General features: G+C 73.2%; 19 protein-coding genes and 1 pseudogene. 10 read left to right on the forward strand and 10 right to left on the reverse strand.

Annotated elements, in window-relative coordinates; all coding sequences use genetic code 11:
• The first annotated feature begins 127 nt into the window (after positions 1–127).
• Positions 128–1297 (forward strand): lactate 2-monooxygenase, encoded by a 1170-nt coding sequence (locus DN051_RS06020; protein ID WP_112438166.1) that lies wholly within the window; start codon positions 128–130, stop codon positions 1295–1297.
• Complete coding sequence (locus DN051_RS06025) at positions 1294–2268, forward strand: 2-hydroxyacid dehydrogenase (protein ID WP_112438167.1); 975 nt, start codon at positions 1294–1296, stop codon at positions 2266–2268. Before DN051_RS06020 ends, DN051_RS06025 begins: the two co-directional genes overlap by 4 nt.
• Before the next feature lie 48 nt (positions 2269–2316).
• Here DN051_RS06025 and DN051_RS06030 read toward each other — a convergent pair whose 3' ends face one another.
• From DN051_RS06030 to DN051_RS06045, 4 genes are all read right to left on the reverse strand, one after another.
• Positions 2317–3939, reverse strand: a complete 1623-nt coding sequence (locus tag DN051_RS06030) for an RICIN domain-containing protein (protein WP_053757080.1) — start codon at positions 3937–3939, stop codon at positions 2317–2319.
• 368 nt (positions 3940–4307) lie between these two features.
• The gene (locus DN051_RS06035) at positions 4308–4685 is read right to left on the reverse strand and encodes a toxin Doc (RefSeq protein ID WP_112438168.1); all 378 of its coding nucleotides are present in this window, start codon (positions 4683–4685) and stop codon (positions 4308–4310) included.
• Positions 4686–4688: 3 nt separating this feature from the next.
• Positions 4689–4934, reverse strand: a complete 246-nt coding sequence (locus tag DN051_RS06040; RefSeq protein WP_053757082.1) for a hypothetical protein — start codon at positions 4932–4934, stop codon at positions 4689–4691.
• Between the two features lie 193 nt (positions 4935–5127).
• Complete coding sequence (locus tag DN051_RS06045) at positions 5128–8226, reverse strand: glycoside hydrolase family 2 TIM barrel-domain containing protein (protein WP_112438169.1); 3099 nt, start codon at positions 8224–8226, stop codon at positions 5128–5130.
• Between the two features lie 289 nt (positions 8227–8515).
• Between DN051_RS06045 and DN051_RS06050 the strand changes: the two genes are divergently transcribed.
• The 3 genes from DN051_RS06050 (at position 8516) to DN051_RS06060 (ending at position 13021) form a co-directional block, all read left to right on the forward strand.
• Complete coding sequence (locus DN051_RS06050; protein WP_112438170.1) at positions 8516–10906, forward strand: SpoIIE family protein phosphatase; 2391 nt, start codon at positions 8516–8518, stop codon at positions 10904–10906.
• A gap of 94 nt (positions 10907–11000) precedes the next feature.
• Complete coding sequence (locus DN051_RS06055) at positions 11001–11681, forward strand: DUF4232 domain-containing protein (protein WP_053757085.1); 681 nt, start codon at positions 11001–11003, stop codon at positions 11679–11681.
• A gap of 83 nt (positions 11682–11764) precedes the next feature.
• Positions 11765–13021 carry an SLC13 family permease gene (locus tag DN051_RS06060; protein WP_112438171.1) on the forward strand — a complete coding sequence of 419 codons (1257 nt, stop codon included), beginning with the start codon at positions 11765–11767 and terminating at the stop codon, positions 13019–13021.
• Between the two features lie 140 nt (positions 13022–13161).
• On the opposite strand, the gene DN051_RS06065 is transcribed toward DN051_RS06060, so the two are convergent.
• On the reverse strand, positions 13162–14064 hold the full coding sequence (locus DN051_RS06065) for a helix-turn-helix domain-containing protein (RefSeq protein WP_112438172.1): 903 nt from the start codon (positions 14062–14064) through the stop codon (positions 13162–13164).
• A 69-nt stretch (positions 14065–14133) separates the two neighbouring features.
• Here DN051_RS06065 and DN051_RS06070 point away from each other — a divergent pair, with 69 nt between their 5' ends.
• Positions 14134–14967 (forward strand): phytanoyl-CoA dioxygenase family protein, encoded by an 834-nt coding sequence (locus DN051_RS06070; RefSeq protein ID WP_112438173.1) that lies wholly within the window; start codon positions 14134–14136, stop codon positions 14965–14967.
• A 32-nt stretch (positions 14968–14999) separates the two neighbouring features.
• Here DN051_RS06070 and DN051_RS06075 read toward each other — a convergent pair whose 3' ends face one another.
• The 3 genes from DN051_RS06075 to DN051_RS06085 all read right to left on the reverse strand — a co-directional run bounded on the left by DN051_RS06075 (position 15000) and on the right by DN051_RS06085 (position 17094).
• Positions 15000–15968, reverse strand: a complete 969-nt coding sequence (locus DN051_RS06075; protein ID WP_053757089.1) for an aldo/keto reductase — start codon at positions 15966–15968, stop codon at positions 15000–15002.
• A 127-nt stretch (positions 15969–16095) separates the two neighbouring features.
• Positions 16096–16626 (reverse strand): flavoprotein, encoded by a 531-nt coding sequence (locus DN051_RS06080; RefSeq protein WP_112438174.1) that lies wholly within the window; start codon positions 16624–16626, stop codon positions 16096–16098.
• A gap of 9 nt (positions 16627–16635) precedes the next feature.
• Complete coding sequence (locus DN051_RS06085; protein WP_112438175.1) at positions 16636–17094, reverse strand: nuclear transport factor 2 family protein; 459 nt, start codon at positions 17092–17094, stop codon at positions 16636–16638.
• Between the two features lie 95 nt (positions 17095–17189).
• Between DN051_RS06085 and DN051_RS06090 the strand changes: the two genes are divergently transcribed.
• Both DN051_RS06090 and DN051_RS06095 read left to right on the forward strand, forming a co-directional pair.
• Positions 17190–17741, forward strand: a complete 552-nt coding sequence (locus DN051_RS06090; RefSeq protein ID WP_053757092.1) for a TetR/AcrR family transcriptional regulator — start codon at positions 17190–17192, stop codon at positions 17739–17741.
• A gap of 169 nt (positions 17742–17910) precedes the next feature.
• Complete coding sequence (locus DN051_RS06095; protein WP_053757093.1) at positions 17911–18360, forward strand: nitroreductase family deazaflavin-dependent oxidoreductase; 450 nt, start codon at positions 17911–17913, stop codon at positions 18358–18360.
• Between the two features lie 244 nt (positions 18361–18604).
• Here DN051_RS06095 and DN051_RS46370 read toward each other — a convergent pair.
• Positions 18605–18925: pseudogene (locus tag DN051_RS46370) on the reverse strand (hypothetical protein); the annotation flags it as partial.
• Positions 18926–19112: 187 nt separating this feature from the next.
• On the opposite strand from DN051_RS46370, the gene DN051_RS06105 reads away from it, so the two are divergent.
• Both DN051_RS06105 and DN051_RS06110 read left to right on the forward strand, forming a co-directional pair.
• Positions 19113–20132 carry a glutathione S-transferase family protein gene (locus tag DN051_RS06105; RefSeq protein ID WP_112438176.1) on the forward strand — a complete coding sequence of 340 codons (1020 nt, stop codon included), beginning with the start codon at positions 19113–19115 and terminating at the stop codon, positions 20130–20132.
• Positions 20133–20176: 44 nt separating this feature from the next.
• Positions 20177–20482, forward strand: a complete 306-nt coding sequence (locus tag DN051_RS06110) for a DUF4235 domain-containing protein (protein ID WP_053757095.1) — start codon at positions 20177–20179, stop codon at positions 20480–20482.
• Between the two features lie 8 nt (positions 20483–20490).
• On the opposite strand, the gene DN051_RS06115 is transcribed toward DN051_RS06110, so the two are convergent.
• Positions 20491–20883, reverse strand: a complete 393-nt coding sequence (locus DN051_RS06115) for a VOC family protein (RefSeq protein ID WP_112438177.1) — start codon at positions 20881–20883, stop codon at positions 20491–20493.
• Between the last annotated feature and the right edge of the window lie 83 nt (positions 20884–20966).

Below are 20966 nucleotides of genomic sequence, written 5' to 3' on the forward strand. Positions count from 1 at the left end.
CGAACCGGCCGCGATCCTGCACCGATCCGTCGTCCGCGACTGATCCACAAGGCTGGACGGACGGGCCCTTACTCGCCAGTATCGACGGGACGAACGCGGCTCGACGGCGAGAGGCGGGAACCGGGCGATGGCCAGGCACTGGGCTGACTTCCAGTACGAGATCTATCTGAACGGGATGACGGGAGCCGTGCCGCGGCTGCCCACCGATCTGACGCGGCTGGAGGAGCTCACCGAGCGGCGTCTCGGGCCCGGCCCGGTCGGCTACGTCGCGGGGAGCGCCGGGGACGGCAGCACCGCGCGCGCCAACCGGGCGGCCCTGGGCCGGCGTCGGATAGTGCCGCGCATGCTCCGCGACGTGCACGAGCGGGACCTGTCGGTCGAGGTGCTGGGCCGGCCGCTGCCGGCGCCCGTGGCGCTGGCGCCGGTCGGGGTGCTGTCGATCATGCATCCGGACGCCGAGCCGGCGGCCGCGCGGGCCGCCGCCGCGCAGGGCGTGCCCTATGTGCTGTCCTCGGCGTCCAGCACGCCCATGGAGCAGGTCGCGGAGGCGATGGGCGACGCCGAGCGCTGGTTCCAGCTGTACTGGGCCAAGGACCGGGAGGTGACGCGGAGCTTCCTCACCCGGGCGAAGACGGCCGGCTTCACCGTCCTGGTCGTCACCCTGGACACACCGCTGCTCGCCTGGCGTCCGCGGGATCTCGACCAGGCGTACCTGCCGTTCCTGCACGGTGTGGGCACGGCCAACTACTTCTCCGACCCCGCCTTCCGCGCCGGGCTCGCCAAACCGGTCCACGAGGATCCGAACGCGGCGGTGATGCACTTCGTCGGCATGTTCGCGGACCCCGGCAAGACCTGGCCGGACCTCGCCTTCCTGCGGGAGAACTGGGACGGCCCGATCGTCCTGAAGGGCGTCCTGCACCCGGACGACGCCCGGCTCGCCGCGGACGCCGGGATGGACGGGGTGGTGGTGTCCAACCACGGCGGACGCCAGGTGGCCGGTTCGGTCGCGGCCGCGGACGCGCTGCCGGGAGTCGTCGCGGCGGCCGGTGACCGGCTGACGGTGCTGTTCGACAGCGGGGTGCGCACCGGCGACGACATCTTCAAGGCGCTCGCGCTCGGCGCGCGGGCGGTCCTGGTGGGACGGCCCTACGCGTACGGTCTCGCGCTGGACGGGCAGGCCGGCGTGGAGCACGTGATCCGCTGTCTGCTCGCCGAACTGGACCTCACCCTCGCCCTGTCGGGGCACGCCACGCCCGGTACCGTCGGGCCGGCGGACCTCGTCGAGGAGTCCGCGTGACCGGCCCGAGGAACGTCCTCGCGGTGATCGCGCCCCACGTCGGCGGGCGCACGACGGGAGCCGGGCTGGCCCAGCTCTTTCCCGGCGACGTACGCGTCACCGTCGTCGAGAGCGCCGACGAGGATCCCGTCGCCCTGCGCTCAGCGCACGCGCTCATCACCGCCCTCGCCCCGGTCACCGCCGAACACCTCGCCGCGGCGCCTGAGTTGGCGCTGGTGCAGTGCGCCAGCCACGGCTTCGAGAACATCGACGTGGCGGCCGCCCGCGCCCGGAACGTGACCGTGTGCACCATCGGCTCCAGCGGCGCCGAGTCGCAGAACGTGGCCGAGCAGACCTTCGCGCTCATGCTCGCCCTCGCCAAGCGGCTGGTCCCCGCCCACAACGCCCTCACGAGCGGCGACTGGGCCCTGCCCCGGCTCCAGGGCTCGCTGACCGAACTCTCCGGCAAGATCATCGGCATCGTGGGGCTCGGCCGCATCGGGGCGGAGGTCGCCCGCCGCGCGGTCGCCTTCGACATGACCGTCCTGTACGCCGGACGACGCCCGGTGCCCGACGAGACGGCCGCCCTGCTCGGCGGCGCGCGTCATGTCCCGCTCGACGACCTGCTGCGCGCCGCGGACTACGTCACCCTGCACGCGCCCCTGACCGACGAGACCCGCCATCTGCTCGACGCCGAGCGGCTCGCGCTGCTCAGGCCGACCGCGTTCCTCGTCAACACGGCCCGCGGCGCCCTGGTCGACCAGGAGGCCCTCGCCGACGCGCTGGAGAAGGGGACGCTGGCCGGTGCCGGCGTGGACGTCTTCGACCCCGAGCCCCCGTCCGCGGCCCTGCGCCTGCTCAGGGCCCCGAACGTGGTGCTCTCCCCGCACGTCGGCGGTGTCACCCGGGAGACGCTGATCCGTATCGCCCTGGCCGCCGTGCAGAACGTGGTCGACTTCCTGGCCGGGCGGGCACCCCGGGACGTCGTCTAGTGCCGCGTCAGGCAACGTTCGCCCCGTCGAACGTTGCCTGACACGACGCTAGGAAGCGTCCGGCAGGCCCACCTGGCGCTGCGCCGGATCCGTGGCCCCGGCGACCGACCCGGATCCCGTTCCGGCCGGTGCCGGGTCTGTCAGCCAGCGCTGCGCGGCGGAGCCGTCACGGACCTTGACCACGACGTCGGAGCCGGCCTCGGCGGTGGTCGAGGCGAGCGCGAACTGTTCCTCCCAGCGGGGCAGCAGCTCACCGCGGACGGTGAGGTCGTAGCGCACGTCGTCGCCCCGGTCACCGTCCGCGGCGGCGCACGTGCCGACGATGACGACACCGGCGTCCGCGTGCGAGTCCAGGCACAGGTCGGGTTCGGCGGCGTTGCGCAGCAGTCCGTCGTTCCCGTACGACCACTGCTGGGTCAGTTCGGACGAGCACTCCGCCAACTGCGTGCCCGTCTCGCCGCGGAGGTCCAGGCACAGGTCGGCGGCGGCGTTGCGCAGCCTGGTCTGCCCGGGGACGGAGGGCAGCCGGGCGGTACCGGGCGCGGTCGCGGAAGCGGTGGGCTGCGCCTGTGTGCCGGTGCCGGGGGCCGCCGAGCCGCGATCGTCGTCGACGCCGGCGGAGGCCGTCGGGTCGCCGTCGCCGTCGTAGGACGACAGGCTGGTGGCGAGGACGGTGCCGAGCAGGGCGGCGGAGACGATGCCCACGCCGGTGCGCAGTGCCCGCGAGGAACGCCCCGCCAGGACGGGGAGCGGGATACGGGGCAGGGTGCGGTGGCGTGCCGCGCTCCGCGCCCGGCCCGAATGCCGGCCGGCGCCGCGGGTGCGCGGTCGGTGCGGGGACCGGCCGGGCCGCGACTCGACGTAGCGGCGGGCACCCCAGCCGAGCACCGCCTCGGCGAGCAGCACGTCCAACCCGCCCTCGAAATGCCCCAGTTGCTCGGCGGCGTCGCGGCAGTAGCGGCACTCGGCGAGATGCTGCTGGACATCCGGCAGCAGCGCTCCGCCGCGCCGGATGGGGACATCGAGGAGTCGGTTGTAGAAGCGGCAGTCCTTGGTCGGCGCGAGTTCCTGATGGGCCCGCACACAGCCTTCCCGGAATTTGTCCCGGGCCAGTTCGAGGGTTGCCGACGCGGTGTCGATGTCCATGCCGAGCAGTCCGGCGGGGAAGTCGAGCGGCTCCGCCTCGACCTCGGTGTGCCACAGCAGACAGCGCGCGGAGCCGGGAAGGGCGTGGAATGCGCGCTCGGCGAGCCTTCGGTTTTCCGGGGTCATGGACTTGGCCGCGCGCATACCGCGGCCTCCGGCGGGTTTCTGCAACTCCGGCAGGACGGCGGATATTCGTTCCTCCGTCGCCCACTGCCGGACCGTGTCCCGCACCGTCACCAGAAACACGGGGCGCAGCGCGACGCCCGGCTCGCCCAGGGTGAGCCGGTCGAAGACCTGGTGGAAGGCGGCCGAGGTGACCATGGCGGCCGTGTTGCCCGAGGAGGCGAGGCAGACCACCGCGTACGCGTGGGCCGACTGCCAGTGCCGGGTGATCAGCAGTGCGGTGGAATGGGCGACTTCGGCGTCGGGCACGCCTCTCATCCGAGCGGCCAGCGACTCGTCGGATTCACCGGGGGCCCCGCCGGAGGGCGGGTAAGGCGGTCGAGGCGGGTGGGGGGTGGGCACTGAGCGGATTCCTTCCCACGCAGGTGGTGCACGAGGGTTCTGATCGCCAAAAGGGGCCCGGTTGGTGCGTACCTCTTTGACGGGGTGCGGGGAGCGTGAATTCACCCTCGGCGCTTCGCAGCCGGGTTCACCGAAGTGCGAGTCGGTCCGGCCATTACTCCCCCCGCCGGAAGTTTCACCCTTGCACACCGCACTCGCGGCCAACAAGGCACTTGAGCAACATCAGCGGCACTGAAATAAAGTCAGAATCGCCGCGCAACTCACCGCGCCGACGTCGGCATTCGCCCTGTGCCGCGCCCCGCGGGAAAAAGGCGCACGCGCGGCGGCCCCGCGCACGCTCCCGGCGCTCCGCGCGGCGCGGCCGGCCGTCAGATCTGCCATGAGCGCAGCCGGTCCGCCGCGCCGTGGACATCGGTCGTGCCGTCGAGCAGATCGCGGGCCAGGTCCACCAGCGCCCCCTCGGGCGGATCGACGCCGACGCCGCTGACGGACATGTACGCCACGGCGGTCGCGCAGGCGAACCGGGCGTTCGCCTGCGGCAGCGGCCTGAGCAGCGCGAGGGTGTGCAGCAGGGCGGCGGCCCGCCAGGCGGGGTCGGAGATCGAGCCGAGGCGGGGCGGGTCGACGCGGTGCCGGGCGACGGCGGCGACGAGCGCGGAGAAGTCGTTGATCGCCGGCTGGTCCGGCAGGACTTCCTCATGGCGCTGGAGCAGCCAGGGCACGTCGACGTGCAGGACGGGTGCCATCGCTCAGGCGGCCCGTCCTTCGCCGTCCGCGGGTGGTTCGTCGTCGGGGAACGCGGCCGCGAACTCGTCGGCGTGGGCCGCGAAGAACCGGCGGAAGGCCTCGGCGCCCTCCTGGAGCGCCCGGTGACGGGCGATGTCGGCCGCGGCCGCCTCACGCACGAGGGCCTTCATCGACGTACCGCGCTCCTTGGCGATCTGCCGCAGGTCGTCCAGCTCACGATCACTGAACTCCACGTTGAGGGCTGGCATGGCATCACGGTACCGCGCGGGTACTTGCCCGTAAATATCCCCAGCTCAGGACTGATCGAGGTAGGTACCGGAGCGGACGGGGAACGCTCAGAACCCTGGAGAGCGATGTCACATTCGGCACCGTCGGTGTCATATTCGGACGCCCGTTGTCCGGGCGGGACGCGTGCCCGCCCGGACCGGCTCCCCCCGGTGGTCAGCGGGCCGGGGCCTCCAGCCTGCTGATCCGCACCGCGCCCCGGGCCTCGCCCGGGTACCGGCTGGTGAGGGTGAGCCGCAACCGGGAACCGCGGACCGGCTCGAAGGTGACGACGGTGGGCGTGTCGGAGGCGGTCGCCCACTCGACGGCGGCGCCCTCGACCGGCACGTACCGGCGGCCGTCCCATACCTCGGCCACGACCGCCGCGGGCAGGCTGTGCGCCGCGTCCGCGGTGAACCAGATCTCCGCCCGTTCGAAGGTCCTGGCCCTGCCCCAGTCGACGGACACCCAGTCCTCGGGCCGGGCCCCGTCGAAGGCGGGCAGCAGGGCGGTGGCCGCCTTGTGGAAGCCGTTGGACCAGCCGGTGGCCGGGTCGCCGTCGAGCACGGCGGCGGGCAGCGTGTCGGGACGGCCGGAGTAGCTCGCGTCGGCGTGCGGGTGGTCCGGGGGCGCCGGGTGGTCCGGGGCGAACTCCGGTGCGGGCGTGCCTGCCGCCGACCCGGCCGGCGTCGTGCGTACGCGTACCGTCCCGTTCCGCAGGCCCCGCACCCGCGCGGTCACCTCCAGCGTCGCGGGCTCGCTGCCCGCGCGGACGATCGCCAGCGCCTTGCCGTGGAAGGCGGTGCGGTTACGGGCCTGATAGCGCTCGGCGCTCTCCTGGCGGCCGTTGTCGAGCCCGGCGAGCCGGCCGCCGGTGACGTCGAAGTCGATGAGGTGCTCGGCGTCGGGCACCACGACACCGCGCGAGTCGACGATCTCCGCGGTCACGAAGACCAGTGAGCGCCCGTCGGCCGGCGCGGACCGGCGATCCGCGGTGAGGCGCACCGCGTGGGCGGCACCGGCCGTGCGCAGGACGTCGGTGGCGACCACCCGGCCGCCGGCGCGGGCCACGGCCTTCAGCTCGCCCGGCTCGAACGGCACCCGCCAGGTCAGGTGCAGTTTACCCGCGGAGCCGTTCGGACTGGTGTAACTGCCGGGGTACGGGCCGTCGGTGAAGGTCTTGTCGTCGCCGGTGGGCTCGGTGGTCTCCAGGTAGGTCCGGCCGTCGGTCGTCGTCTTGGTGTCGAACCGCCGTACACCGAGCGACGTCCCGTTGAGGTACAGCTCGACGGTGGCGGCATTGGAGTAGGCCCAGACCTCCACCGTCTCGCCCGCCGTGTGGTTCCAGGTCGTCGGCAGCAGATGGACCATGGGCTCGGTCGTCCACTGGCTCCTGAACAGGTGGTACATGTCCTTCGGGAACCCGGCCGTGTCGACCGCGCCGAAGAAGGACGCCTTGACCGGGAACACGTCGTAGGGCGTGGGTTCCCCGATGTAGTCGATGCCCGACCACAGGTACTGCCCGGCGAACCACTTCCGGTCGCGGTCCTTCTTGTGCCCGTACTCGCCGCTCATCGTCCAGGAGGCGAGGTTGTTGTCGTACGACGAGGTGGCGCGCCTGCCGGGGGTGTGGTTCTCGCCGGTGTTGAGGCGCTCGGGCTCCTGGTAGGTGCCGCGGGTGGAGGTCTCCGACGAGGACTCCGACTCGAAGAGGAACAGATGCGGGTAGGCCTCGTGCAGGGCGTCGACGGACTTGGCGGTGTTGTAGTTGAGTCCGAGCCCGTCGAGCTTGGCCAGCATGAGGTCGGCCGCCGACCCCTTGGCGGGCAGCCGGCGGTACTTGTCGGAGCCGATGACGATCGGGCGGGTGTCGTCGGCGGCCTTGAGCGCGGCGATGATCCGGTCGGCCATGGCGAGTCCGGCCGTGGACGTGGAGTCGGGGATCTCGTTGCCGATGGACCACATCACCACGGCGGGCGAGTTGCGTGCGGCGTGGACCATCTCGGTGGTGTCCGTCTCGCACCACTCGTCGAAGAAGCGCCCGTAGTCGTAGCGGTTCTTGCCGGTCCGCCAGCAGTCGAACGCCTCCACCTGGAGCACGACGCCCAGTTCCTCGCAGACCCGGATCACCTCCGGGGAGGGCGGGTTGTGGGAGGTGCGCAGGGCGTTGACCCCCATCGACTTCATGATCTCCAACTGCCGGCGGACGGCGTCCACCTGGGTCGCCGCGCCGAGCGCGCCCAGATCGTGGTGCAGGTCGACACCCCTGAGCTTGGTGTGGGTGCCGTTGAGGTGGAAGCCCTCGTCGGGGTCGCAGTGGAAGGTGCGGATGCCGAACGGGGTGTGATGGGTGTCCCTGGTCTCGCCGCCCACCCGCACCTCGGTGACCAGGTCGTAGCGGTGCTGCGGGGTCGCGAAGTCCCACAACCGGGGGCGGTCGACGGTCAGTTCGTGCGTGGCGCCGGCGCGGTCGGCGATCTCCACGGTGGACGAGGTGCGGGCGACGGTGCGGCCGTCGGGGTCGGTGATCCGGGAGACGATCTCGACCCGCTCCGCGGTGCCGGCCGCGTCGACCACGTCGGTGCGCACCCGCACCAGGGCGTGCCGTGCGGTGACTTCGGGGGTGGTGACGTACGTGCCCCAGCGGGCGACGTGCACGGGGTCGGTGACCACGAGCCGGGCCTCGCGGTGGATGCCGCTGCCCGAGTACCAGCGGCTGCTGGGCAGTTGGTTGCGCACCTCGACCGCGAGGACGTTCTCGGTGGTGCCGTCGGTGTGCAGCAGGTCGGTGAGGTCGAAGGCGAAACCCGTGTAGCCGTAGGGGTGCCGGCCGACCTCGTGGCCGTTGCAGTGGACGGACGAGTCCATGTAGACGCCGTCGAACTCCACCGAGACGCGCCGGCCGGCGTAGGCGGGCGGCAGGGTGAAGGCGAGCCGGTACCAGCCGAGGCCGCCGGGCAGGAAGCCGGTGCCGCTGGTGGTGCCGTGGTCGGTGGTGGGGGTCTGCTCGATGCTCCAGTCGTGGGGTACGGCGACCCGGCGCCAGGCCGAGTCGTCGTAGCCGGGGTCGGCGGCGTCGGCGTAGGCGCCGGTCGGGTCCGCGATGCCGCCCGGGTCGACCAGCGCGAAGCGCCAACCGTCGCGCAGGGGGACGGTGCGGCGGCCGGTGACCCGCTCGGCGGATCCTGCCGCCTGCGCGCCCGGGGCGGCCGCCAGTGCCCCGGCGGCGGGGGCTGCCGTACCGGCGATCAGAACCGATCTGCGTGTGACCGTCATGGCGGATCTCCCTCATCGGGGCCCAGAAGAACTCACAACTGATCGTGACCGAACAGATTCTGACGGCGGGCCACACGAGTTCGTCAAGGGGCGTGAGCGACCCGTGTGCCGCGAGCCCGGGATCGGCCGGATGTCTCCCTTGACCACCGCCCCCCAGCACACCCTCGCGGGCTCTCGCAGGCCCTCCCGGGGCCCTCGCGCGACCGGTCCGCCGATGAGCGTCACGCACTAGTCTGGAACGGAAGTGACCCGCTCGTTCACTTGGAGTGCGCGCGAGGAAGTGGCCAGGATGAGACCGGAGTATCCGTTCGACGACGCCGCCACGGCGCGGGCCGTCATCGCCGAGGACGGCACTCTGGTCGAGTGGAACGAGGGCGCGCGCCGGCTGCTGGGCTGGACCGCGGACGAGGTGATCGGCCGCCCCGTGACGAACCTGCTCGTCGACGGGGGTGAGGAGAGGCCGAGGGTGACGAAGGGGGTCCGCCGCAACGGCGTGGTGGCCCTGCGGCGCAGACGAGGCGGTCCGGTGTCCGTCTGGGTGCTCGCCCACCACCGGGACCCGCAGGACGGACGGCCGGCGCACTGGATCGTCCTCACCCCGATGGAGGACCGGCAGCCGCCGTCGCCGGACGATCCGCTGGGCCGGGTCGGGCTGACGCAGTCCCCGTGCGCCATCGCCGTCTACGACAGGCGACTGCGTCTGCGCAGACTGAATCCGGCCATGGCCGAGTTGTTCGGCGTCTCCGAGGAGCGGGTGCGCGGTCTGCGGCACTCGGAGATCGGCGGACGACCGCAGAGCGAAGAAGTGGAACGGCACATGCAGGCCGTGCTCGCCAGCGGCCGGGGGCACGACGTGCGGGCGTACGTGCCGCTCGGCGACGAGGGCTGGGGGCAGGCCTGGCTCGCCCGGGTGGCCCCGGTGACCGACGAGGCCGGCCTGGTGCAGGGCGTCTGCATGGCCGTCCACGACCTCACCGAGCAGTACGAGGCCCGGGAGCGCCTCCAACTGGTCAACGAGGCCAGCGTCCGTATCGGCACCACCCTCGACGTCACCCGGACGGCCCAGGAGCTCACGGACGTCTGCGTCCCCGCCCTGGCCGACTTCGTCAGCGTGGACCTGCTGGATCCGCCGTCGCCGGGCGGTGAGCCCCTCACCGTGCCGCCGGCCGCGCCGGTCGTCCTGCGCAGGGCGGCGCACCGGTCGGTCGATCCGGCCGGCCCCGGGGCCGTGGTGCAGCCGGGCCACCTGGACGTCTACCCCGTCACCTCGCCCCAGGCCGACTCGCTGGTGTCGGGCCGCACGACCGTCGCGTCGGTGCCCTCGGCCGGTCCGACCCCCTGGCTGAACCGGAACGAGCTCCGGGTGCAGCAGGTCAGGGAGTACGGCGTCCACTCCACGATGTCCGTGCCGATCCGCGCCCGCGGCACCACGCTGGGCGTCGCGGTCCTCACCCGTTTCCGCCGCACCGCCCCCTTCAGCACCGACGACCGGCTGCTGGCCGAGGAGATCACGGCACGCGCCGCCGTCTGCATCGACAACGCCCGCCGGTTCTCCCGCGAACGCGAGACCGCCCTCGCCCTGCAGCGCAGCCTGCTGCCGCAGTCACTGCCGAGCACGGCCGCCCTGGAGGTGTCCTCGCGCTACCTCCCGGCGGCCCGGGTCGGAGTGGGCGGCGACTGGTTCGACGTGATCCCGCTGTCCGGAATGCGGGTCGCCCTGGTCGTCGGGGACGTCGTCGGCCACGGCGTCCAGGCCTCGGCCACCATGGGCCGGCTGCGCACCGCCGTACGCACGCTCGCCGACATCGACCTGCCCCCGGACGAACTGCTCACCCACCTCGACGACCTGGTCCTGCGGCTGTCGGCGGAGACCGGCGGTGACCAGGACAGCGCCGGTGACGTCGGCGCGACGTGCCTGTACGCGGTGTACGACCCGGTGTCGCGGCACTGCACCCTGGCGCGGGCCGGCCATCCCGCGCCGATCATGCTGTCGCCGGGCCGCACGGCCCACGAGGTCGAGCTGCCCGCCGGTCCCCCGCTGGGCCTGGGCGGCCTGCCGTTCGAAGCGGCCGAACTGCGGCTGCCCGAGGGCACCGTGCTGGGCTTCTTCACGGACGGGCTGATCGAGAGCCACGACCAGGACACCGAATCCGGGCACCGCCTCCTGCGCGAGGCGATGTCGGGTCCGGCCGGGTCGCTGGACGAGACCTGCGACCGGATCCTGCGCACCCTGCTGCCGAGCGGGGGCGCCCGCGACGACGTGGCGCTGCTGCTGGCGCGCACCCGGGGGCTGCCGGCCTCGCAGGTCTCCACCTGGGACATCCCCGCCGATCCCGCGCTCATCGCCCCGCTGCGCAAACAGGTCGTCGACCGGCTCGACACCTGGGGGCTGGCGCCGGCCACCTTCACGACGGAGCTGGTGGTCAGCGAACTCGTCACCAACGCCATCCGCTACGGCTCGCACCCGATCCGGCTGCGCCTCATCCACGACGCGGCGACGCTGATCTGCGAGGTGTCCGACGCCAGCCACACCGCGCCGCACCTGCGCCGGGCGAAGACCTGGGACGAGGGTGGCCGGGGGCTGCTGCTGGTGGCCCAGCTCACCCAGCGGTGGGGCACCCGGCACACACCCGAGGGCAAGACGATCTGGGCGGAGATCGGGCTGCTGGACGAGCCGTGACGCATTCCGTGCCCCGGCGCGCATCGGCCGCCCGGGACCGGGCACAAACACTCCGTACGCACAGCACGGCGAATGTCCGGGAGTGCCGAGGACCATGACGCACGCATCCCCGTCCGCACACCCCTCCCCCGCCGGGCACCGGGCCCTGCTCCTCGCCGGTGGCCTGGTGGCGCTGAGCCTGCTGACCGGCTGCGGCGGCGCCGACGGCACGACGAGCGGCCGGCCGCAGCCCGGCACCGCCGCCCCGCCCGCGCAGGCACCGCGGCAGCCCGGCGCGGGCACCTCCGCCGCGGATCCGGCGGCATCCGGTCCGCCGAGCGACGCGAGCGCCTCCACCTCGCCCGAGGCGGCTCCCGGCACCCGCTGCCACACCTGGGAGCTGCGGGCGTCGGTGGGCCGCAACAACCCGGGCGCCGGGCAGCGCAACTTCCCGGTCGTCCTGACCAACGCCTCCTCCCGGGTCTGCACCCTGTACGGCCACCCGGGGGCCGCCTTCCTCGACGCGGCCGGCGAGCAGCTGGGGCCCGACCCCCGGCGCGTCCCCGACTCCCCCGTCACGGTCCGGCTGGCACCGGGTGAGAGCGCCTGGGCGGGGCTGTCGTACGCCAGTCCGGAGATCAGCGGCGCCCGCACCGCGGCGCCGGCCGCGCTGCTGGTGACCCCGCCCGACGAACGGGACCCGCTGACGGTGCGGTGGACCGGTGAGGAGGTGCCGGTCTCGGGCGGCGAGTCGGAGGTCTCCGTCACGGTGTTCCAGCCGGGTACCGGAGCCTGACCTCTCGTCCTCACCCGGCTCTTACCCTCGGCTGGTCTGCTGGACGGGCTCCGTCCGAACATCCGTGCACCGAGGAACCAGCCCTGAACACCGCGCTCGCCGAGACACTGTCCGTCCTCCTGCTCGCCGCCGTCCTCGTGTGGGCCGTGGCCCGCCCGGCGGGGCTGCCCGAAGCGCTGGCCGCCGTTCCCGCGGCGGGGCTGGTCGTCGCGGTCGGGGCGATCTCACCGGAGCGGGCCCTCGCCGAGACGGAACGGCTCGGGCCGGTGGTGGGCTTTCTCGCCGCGGTGCTGGTCCTCGCGCACCTCTGCGACGCCGAGGGCCTGTTCCGGGCGTGCGGCGCCTGGCTGGCCCGGCGCGCCTCCGGCCGGCCCGGACGGCTGCTGACCTCGGTGTTCGCACTGGCCTCCGTGGTCACGGCGGTGCTCAGTCTGGACGCGACGGTGGTGCTCCTGACGCCGGTGGTGCTCGCCACCGCCGCCCGGTCGGGCGTCCGGCCCCGGCCGCACCTGTACGCCTGTGCTCATCTGTCGAACACGGCGTCGCTGCTGCTGCCCGTCTCCAATCTCACCAATCTGCTGGCGTTCGCGGCGAGCGGGCTGAGCTTCGTCCGGTTCGGCGCTCTGATGGCGTTGCCGTGGCTGGTCGCGATCGGTGTGGAGTACCTGGTGTTCCGGCGCTTCTTCGCCGCCGACCTCGCGGCGGCACCCGTCGTGCCGGACGCCGTGGAAGCTCCCCGGCTTCCGGTGTTCGCGCTGGTCACGGTCGGCTGCACACTGGCCGGGTTCGTCGTGGCGTCGGCGCTCGGGGTGGATCCGGCGTGGGTCGCCGCGGCCGGTGCGCTGGTGCTGGCGGTGCGGGCCTTCGCCCGGCGCCAGGCGACCCCGCGCACGGTGGTGCGGGCCGCGGCACCCGGTTTCCTGGCGTTCGTGCTCGCGCTCGGCGTGATCGTCCGGGCGGTGGTGGACAACGGTCTCGCCGACGCGCTCGGCCTCGCGCTGCCCGACGGGACTTCGCTGCCGGCGCTCCTCGGTCTGGCGGCGCTGGCCGCCGTCCTCGCGAACCTCATCAACAACCTGCCCGCGGTGCTGGTCCTGCTGCCGCTGGCCGCCCCGGCCGGGCCCGGCGCGGTCCTCGCGGTGCTGCTCGGGGTGAACATCGGCCCCAATCTGACCTACGCGGGATCGCTGGCCACCCTGCTGTGGCGGCGCCTGATGCACGGCCACGGCCACCGCGTGGGCCTCGGCGACTTCACCCGTCTCGGACTCCTCACGGTGCCGTCCGCGCTGGCCGCGGCGGTGGTGGCGCTGTGGGTGTCGCTGCATGCGGTCGGGACCTGAGGGGTGACGGGGCCGGGGGTGGCCCCGTGGTGGCGCGGTGCGGTTCGGCGGTGCCGGGCGCCGGAGGCGTGCCGTGGCAGCCGGGTCCGGGCGGGAGCGCCGCGCCGGACGTGACGCAGCGGATCGGCGCGCCGTCCGGGTCACCGGTGCCGGGCGCGAAAGGCACCCGGCGGTGTGCCGTGGCGTTCGTGGAACACCCGGTTGAAGTGGAACGGACTGGCGAAGCCGGAGGCCGCGGCCACGCGTTCCACGGACAGGTCGGTGCTCTCCAGCAGCCGGGCCGCGTGCAGCAGCCGCGCCTCGCGCAGCTCCCGCATCGGCGACCGGCCCGCCTGCTCGGTGAACAGGTGGGCGAACCGGGAGGGTGAGAGGGCGACCGCGGCGGCCAGGGAACGCACCGTGTGCGGGGCGCCGGGGTCGGCGGCGATCAGCTCCTGGGCCCGGCGTACGCGCGCGTCCACACCCGGCGGCGGGGCCGGGGTGCGCGCGGCGGCGGCCGAGAGCAGGACGACCTCCTCCAGGGCGCAGAGCGCGAGCTCACGGGCGGCGGTGCCATGGGCCACGGCGACCCGGTCGTCCGCGGGGATGCTCACGGGCGGTGCCTCCGCGCCCGTCCAGCGGGCGTCGGCGAGCATGCGCCGGTACGCCGACTCGACCCGGCCGTGCAGCCCGGCGGGGACCGGACCGACCACGTACACGCCGTCCCCCGCACCGTACGTGCGCAGCCAGGACGACCAGCCCGGCCGCGCCCGGCAGTGCGCCCACCAGAACCGCCAGTTTCGCGCGCCGGGCGCCACGCCGTAGCTCTGGCGGACCCCGGGGGCGAGCGCCACCAGCTGCCCCGGGTCCGCCCGCGTCTCGGCACGGCCCTGGCGCAGGGCGCCCTGCCCACCGGTGGTCCAGGTGAACAGCCAGCTGTCCGATCCGCGTGGCCGCTCCACGCGGTAGCCCGGACACTGGTCGAAGTGACCGACCACCACCAGCCCGGGCGGCGGTGACGGCACGCCGCCGACGGCAGTCCCGGGCAACCGGTCAGCGTTCATGGGCATCCTCCCGGACCGCATGCCGGCCTAGCGTGATGGACCAGGGACACCTCACCGAGGAGTGGACGCATGACAGCCACGGACATCGGCGCCGCCGGTTCTCCCATCCTGACCCAGGAGGGGCTCGCACAGTTCCAGGAGGACGGCTTCACGGTCGTACGGAGCCTGTTCGCACACGACGAGATCGACCGGCTGTGCGGCGAGTTCGCGGCGCTGCACGCGGCCGGGCCGGTGCCCGGTCACTTCGAGCCGCGCGCCGCCGTGCCCGGTGCCGCGGCGGATCCGCTGGCGGCGTACCCGAGGGTGATGCACCCGCACGAGGTCAATCCGCTCGCGCTGCGGTTCCTGCTGGACGCGCGCCTGCGGGAGGTCCTGGAGTCCCTGTTCGGCGAGGAGGTGCTGGCCGCGCAGAGCATGTTCTACTTCAAGCCGCCCGGCGCCCGCGGCCAGGCGCTGCACCAGGACAACTTCTATCTGCGGGTCGAGCCGGGGACGTGTGTGGCCGCCTGGGTCGCCTGCGACGTGATCGACCGGGACAACGGCGGGCTGGAGGTCGTGCCCGGCACCCACCGGATGGACGTCTTCTGTCCGGAGGAGGCGGACCCGGACGTGTCCTTCGCCCGGGAGTACGTGCCGCCGCCGCCCGGCCTCACGCCCGTACCGGTCGATCTGGAACCGGGCGACGTGCTGTTCTTCAACGGCAGCCTGGTGCACGGCTCGGAGCCCAACCGCTCCGGGGACCGGTTCCGCCGCTCCTTCATCGGCCACTACGTGGGCCGCTCCGCCGAACGCATCGACCGCCACTACCGGACGCTGACGATGGACGCGGAACGGGTGCCGCTGCCGCTGAGCGAGGGCGGCGGTCCGTGCGGGACGGAGTTCGCGCCGCGCGGACCGCACTGACCGGGACGTTCCCCGCGCACCGGGGCGGGCCGTCAGTGGCCGGAGACCGGGTGCGGGGTGTAGGGCCGCTCCAGTTCCTCGATCTCCTTGTCGGTCAGCTCCAGTTCGACCGCGGCCACGGCGTCCTCGATGTGCCCCGGCCGGCCGGCGCCGACGATCGGTGCCGCCACCGTGCTCTGACGCAGCAGCCAGGCCAGGGCCACCTGGGCGCGGGGCACGCCGCGGTCGCCCGCGATCCGGGTGACGGCCTCGACGATGGTGCGGTCGCCCTCCGGGTAGAGGCGGCTGCCGAAGCCGTCCGTGGCGCTGCGCCCGGTCGTGGTGCCCCAGTCGCGGGTGAGCCGGCCGCGGGCCAGCGGGCTCCACGGCAGCACGCCGACGCCCTGGTCCGCGCAGAGCGGCAGCATCTCGCGCTCCTCCTCGCGATACAGCAGGTTGTAGTGGTTCTGCATCGACACGAACCGCGTCCAGCCGCCCAGCCGCGCGGTGTACTGGGCCTTGGAGAACTGCCAGGCGTACATCGAACTCGCCCCGATGTAGCGCACCTTGCCCGCCTTGACCAGATCGTGCAGCGCCTCCATCGTCTCCTCGACGGGCGTGTGCGGGTCCCAGCGGTGGATCTGGTAGAGGTCGACGTAGTCGGTGCCCAGGCGCCGGAGGCTGTGGTCGATCTCGGTCATGATCGCCTGGCGGGAGAGGCCGCCGCCGTTCGGGCCGGGCCGCATCCGGCCGTGCACCTTCGTCGCGAGGACGATCTCGTCACGGCGCGCGAAGTCGCGCAGCGCCCGGCCGACGATCTCCTCGCTGGTGCCGTCCGAGTAGACGTTCGCGGTGTCGAAGAAGGTGACCCCGGCCTCCAGCGCCTGCCGGATCAAGGGGCGTGACGCCTCCTCGTCGAGGGTCCACTCGTGCGTGCCCCGGTCGGGGACTCCGTAGGTCATGCAGCCCAGGCAAATCCGTGACACGTCCAGGCCCGTCGAACCGAGTTTCACGTACTGCATCGTCGCTGCTCCTGCCGTCTGGGTGAGGTCCGGGCAGAGCGTACGTCCTGGTGTGCGCTCCAACCCGTGCTCCCCGCTCTCGTCCGGGGTCCGTCCGGTGGCTCCCGACCGCCCCGCGCGGCGGGCCTCAGCGCTCCAGCAGGTCCAGCGCCCGCTGCCAGCCGAACTCCGGCCGCCGGCCGTCCTCCCCCGGCTCACCGGAGTAGGGCTCGCCGAAACGCACCCCCATGCCGCGCAGCCGGATCAGGCTGTCCCGGTAGGCCGGATGCGCGGCCAGCGCGTCGGCGACGCACGGCAGGACGGCGATGGGCACGCCGAGGCCGTACGCCTCGCAGAGCGTGCCGAGCGCCAGAGTGTCCGCGGTGCCGGCCGCCCATTTGTTGAGGGAGTTGAACGTCGCGGGTGCCACGACCACGGCGTCCGGCGGCGGGAAGGGGCGCGGTTCGGCGGGGGTGCGCCAGGCGGACCGGATGGGCCGGCCGGTGCGGAGTTCCACGGCGGCGGTGTCGAAGAAGCCGCGGGTCGCGGTCGGGGTCGCGATGACGCCGACCTCCCAGTCCCGCTCCTGTGCGGCGGTGATCAGCGTGCCGACGTCCGCGGCGATCCCGGCGGCGCAGACGACGACGTAGAGGAAGGGTTTCCCGCCCTGTTGTGTCACGCCGGAACCCTACTCAAGGGGGAAGGAGCGCCCCGCCTCGGCCGCCGGCCTCGGGCCGAAGAGGCGACGGCCGCCCTCGTCGACGGGTACGTCGTTGATGCTGGCCTCGCGCCGGGTCATCAGGCCGTGCTCGTCGAACTCCCACAGCTCGTTGCCGTACGACCGCCACCACTGCCCGTCCGCGTCGCGGCACTCGTACTGGAAGCGGACCGCGATGCGGTTGCCGTCGAAGGCCCACAGGTCCTTGCGCAGCGCGTAGTCCCGCTCCCGCTGCCACTTGGCGGTCAGGAACTCGACGATCTCCGCGCGGCCGGTCACGAAGGTGTCGCGGTTGCGCCAGACCGAGTCCGGCGCGTAGGCGAGCGCGACCTTGTGCGGGTCGCGGGTGTTCCAGGCGTCCTCGGCGGCCTGCACCTTCTGCGCGGCGGTCGCACGGGTGAACGGCGGCAGCGGCGGGCGTTCGTTCATGATCGGCTCCTTGTCGCACCATCGGGAGAACGGGCGTTCTCTCCGTCTGCTACGGTAGGAGAACGCTGGTTCTCCCGTCAAGGAAAGGCCGTTCGATGGACAGCGAAGCCGCCCGGGACCGGGCGCTGGACGCCGCGGAACGCCTCTTCTACGGGCGTGGGGTGCACGCCGTCGGCATGGACGACGTCCGCGCCGCCTCGGGGGTCTCGCTCAAGCGGCTGTACCAGCTGTTCCCGGCCAAGGAGCTGCTGGTCGAGGCCTATCTCGCCCGCCGGGACGTGCGCTGGCGGCAGCGGCTCGCCGCGTTCGTGGCGGAGCGCGAGGACCCGCGCCGGCGTGTCCTGGCGGTGTACGACTGGCTGCGGGAGTGGTTCGCCGAGGAGGACTTCCGCGGTTGCGCCTGGATCAACGCCCACGGCGAGCTGGGCGCCGTCTCGGACCGGGTCGTGGACCAGGTCCGGGCGCACAAGCGGGCGTTCCACGACTACCTCGGCGCTCTGGTGGCCGACGCGGGACTGCCCTCCGCGCTCACCGAACCGCTGTTCCTGCTGGCGGAGGGTGCCATGACCACGGCCGGGTTCTCCGGGAGCGTGGAGCCCGCGGCGCAGGCCCGCGAAGGGGCCCGGCTGCTGCTGGAGGCCCACTGACACCCGGCACCCGGCCCGGCGCGGCGGCGCACACGGCGACGGACGACTCGCCAGGTGATAGTGGTGCGCAAGGGTCTGTCGGTGTGGAGCGAACCGGCATCCCGTGCTTAACCTCGGTGCTGGTGAGCCGTGTTGTACGGCTCCGGTACGCGACGATGGGACGGTTGTCATGCCTCTTGAGGGTGAGTACGAGCCCAGCCCGACGAAGTGGGTGCGCGATCAGGTGGAGCTCTACGAGAGCTCCGGCGGCACCGAGGGAACGACCCTCCTGGACACCGGGCTGCCCGTCATCCTGCTGACGACGCGGGGCGCCAAGAGCGGCAAGATCCGCAAGACCCCGCTGATGCGCGTGGAGCACGACGGGCAGTACGCCGTGGTGGCCTCGCTGGGCGGAGCGCCCAAGCACCCGGTCTGGTACCACAACGTCAGGGCCGACCCGCGGGTCGACCTCCAGGACGGCCCGGTGCGCAGCGAGATGCGGGCCCGCGAGGTCACCGGCGAGGAGAAGGCGCAGTGGTGGGAGCGGGCCGTGGCGGCCTACCCCCCGTACGCCGAGTACCAGGAGAAGACCGACCGGGTGATCCCGGTCTTCGTCCTCGAACCGGTCGACGGGGACTGACCGTCGCCGAGGCCGAGGCCGCGCGGGGCGGTCTCGGCGGCGCGGTCACGGGCCTCTGCGCGGGACCGGCGGACGCCGCCGTGCCGGCCGACGACGGCGGGATCGTCGGTGACGGCGGGATCGTCGGTGACGGTGAACCCGGTCGGTGACGGTGAGCTGGAGGCCCTGATCCGCGGCCGCGGGAAATCCGCGCGGATTTTTCCGGCCGGCGCGCATGAAGCGTGCCGCCGCGGGCACCCGCACCTCAGGCCCCGCCGCGTTCCCCCGTCGCGGCGGGGCTCTCCCCTGCCTCCCGCGCGGGCCGGTCGGTCACGTCGGGGAAGGCCCGTCCGCGGGTCCGCGGCCTCACCGATCGGCCGGGCGCGCGCCTCCTTGCCCAGGCAGTAGGCGACGTACCCGAGCGGCACACCGATCGCCATGGAGGCCGACGCCTCCCACGCCACCCGGCCGGTGGCCATGGGCAGTGCCATGCACCGCCGGGGCGCGCGCGTCGCACCGATCACCGCGGTGCCGTCTACGCGACCACCGTGCGCAGGGCGGGATCACGCAGGCCCTGGGCGACGCCCGTTCTCTCAGCTGGTACGGGGCCCGCAGCGTTCCTCGCCGTGGCCGCCCGGCCCGCCGACCGCCGTGACCGTCACGGATCGCACCCGTGCCTGGCCGGGAAACGGGGGAACTCGGGGAACCCGGGACTTCCGCGATTTCGCACCGCGGATCGGCCGGACGTGTCCACGGCAGGGAAGGAGACCGTCATGAGCGGCGGGGGCGACGGCGACAGCACCTACGGCAGGAAGCCCTTCCGGCGTTCCAGGAGCCACTTCGCGGACCGGATCACCGCGGACGGCCGCGACGGATGGCCGGTGGACGTGGGACGGTACCGGCTGGTGGTCAGCCGGGCCTGTCCGTGGGCGAGCCGGGCGGTGATCTCCCGGCGGCTGCTGGGCCTGGAGGACGCGTTGTCCATGGCGGTCACCGACCCCCTCCAGGACAGCCGCAGCTGGCACTTCGGACCCTACCCGGACGGCCGGGACCCGGTGCTCGGCATCCGCTTCCTCAGCGAGGCCTACGACAGACGCGAGAGCGGCTACCCCGGCGGGGTCAGCGTGCCGGCGGTCGTCGACGTGCCCACCGGCCAATTGGTCACCAACGACTTCCAGCAGATCACCCTGGACCTCGCCACCGAGTGGACCGCGCTGCACCGGCAGGGCGCGCCCGATCTGTACCCGGAGCGGCTGCGCGACGAGATCGACGAGGTGATGGCGGGCGTCTACCGGGACGTCAACAACGGTGTCTACCGAGCGGGCTTCGCCACCGGGCAGGCGGAGTACGAGGCCGCCTGCTCGGACGTCTTCCGGCGGCTGGAGGAGCTGACGCCACGCCTTCGGCGGCAGCGCCATCTGGTCGGCGACACGATCACCGAGGCGGACATCCGGCTGTTCACCACGCTGGTCCGGTTCGACGCGGTCTACCACGGCCACTTCAAGTGCAATCGCTGGAAGCTGACGGAGAACCAGGTGCTGTGGGCGTACGCCCGCGATCTCTTCCAGACGCCCGGGTTCGGCGACACCGTCGACTTCGACCACATCAAACGGCACTACTACGAGGTGCACACCGGCATCAACCCCAGTCGGATCGTGCCGATGGGACCGGACCTGTCCGGCTGGCTGACCCCGCATCACCGCGAGGAACTCGGCGGCCGGCCGTTCGGGGACGGCACACCTCCGGGGCCGGTCAGCCGGGGCGAGGAGGTACCGGCCTCCGGCCGCCCCTGAACCCGGCCGGCGACACCCGAACACCGACAACCGAGGAGACCACGGTGGCCAAGAAGATCAAGAGGAAGAAACTCCCCCTCACCTACCAGCCGATCGGCTGGGTGCTGGGCTACGCGGGCGGGGCACTGGCCGGGCTCGCCTTCCGCAAGACCTGGATGGCGCTGCGCCACGAGGAGGACGCCCCGGACGCGCTGGACCCGGACCGCGGCTGGGGGGAGATCCTGCTGGCCGCCGCGATCCAGGGCGCCATCTTCGCCGCCGTGCGCAGCGCGGTGGACCGCACGGGCGCGAAGGCCATCCAGCGCTCGACCGGTGTGTGGCCGGCCGCGGACCGGGGCGGCCGGGACTGATCGGATACTCAGCCCTGCTTGGGCGCGGTGGGCAGGACCCGGCGGAGGGTGAAGGAGTGCCCCGCCGGATCGGCGTAGCCGCGCTCCTCGACGGGCCCGATGGAGTCCTTCGTGTCGATCGGGCGCCTGCCGAGCGAGACGACCCGGCGTTCCGCGGCGTCCAGGTCGCCGACCACGAACTCCAGGTGGGTCTGGAGGGAGTTCTCCGGCCGGGGCCAGCTCGGCGGGGTCGCGTTGACGTCGCGCCGGAAGGCCAGCCGGGTCCCGTCGGCGTTGCGGATCTCGACGCGGTTGGCGGTCACGTCCGTCTCCTCGGCCTCCAGCAGCTCCTTGTAGAAGTGGGCGAGCTTCTCGGGCTCCGCGCAGTCGAGCACCAGCACGCCCGCGGTCACCAGTGTCATGTCTCCTCCGAGGTTCAGGGGCGCGGGATCCGTCGCGCCCCGACCGCCCTGTACCTTGCGGATATCCCGGTCCGGCCGATTCA

It is taken from the genome of Streptomyces cadmiisoli, from assembly GCF_003261055.1.
Classification (GTDB): domain Bacteria; phylum Actinomycetota; class Actinomycetes; order Streptomycetales; family Streptomycetaceae; genus Streptomyces; species Streptomyces cadmiisoli.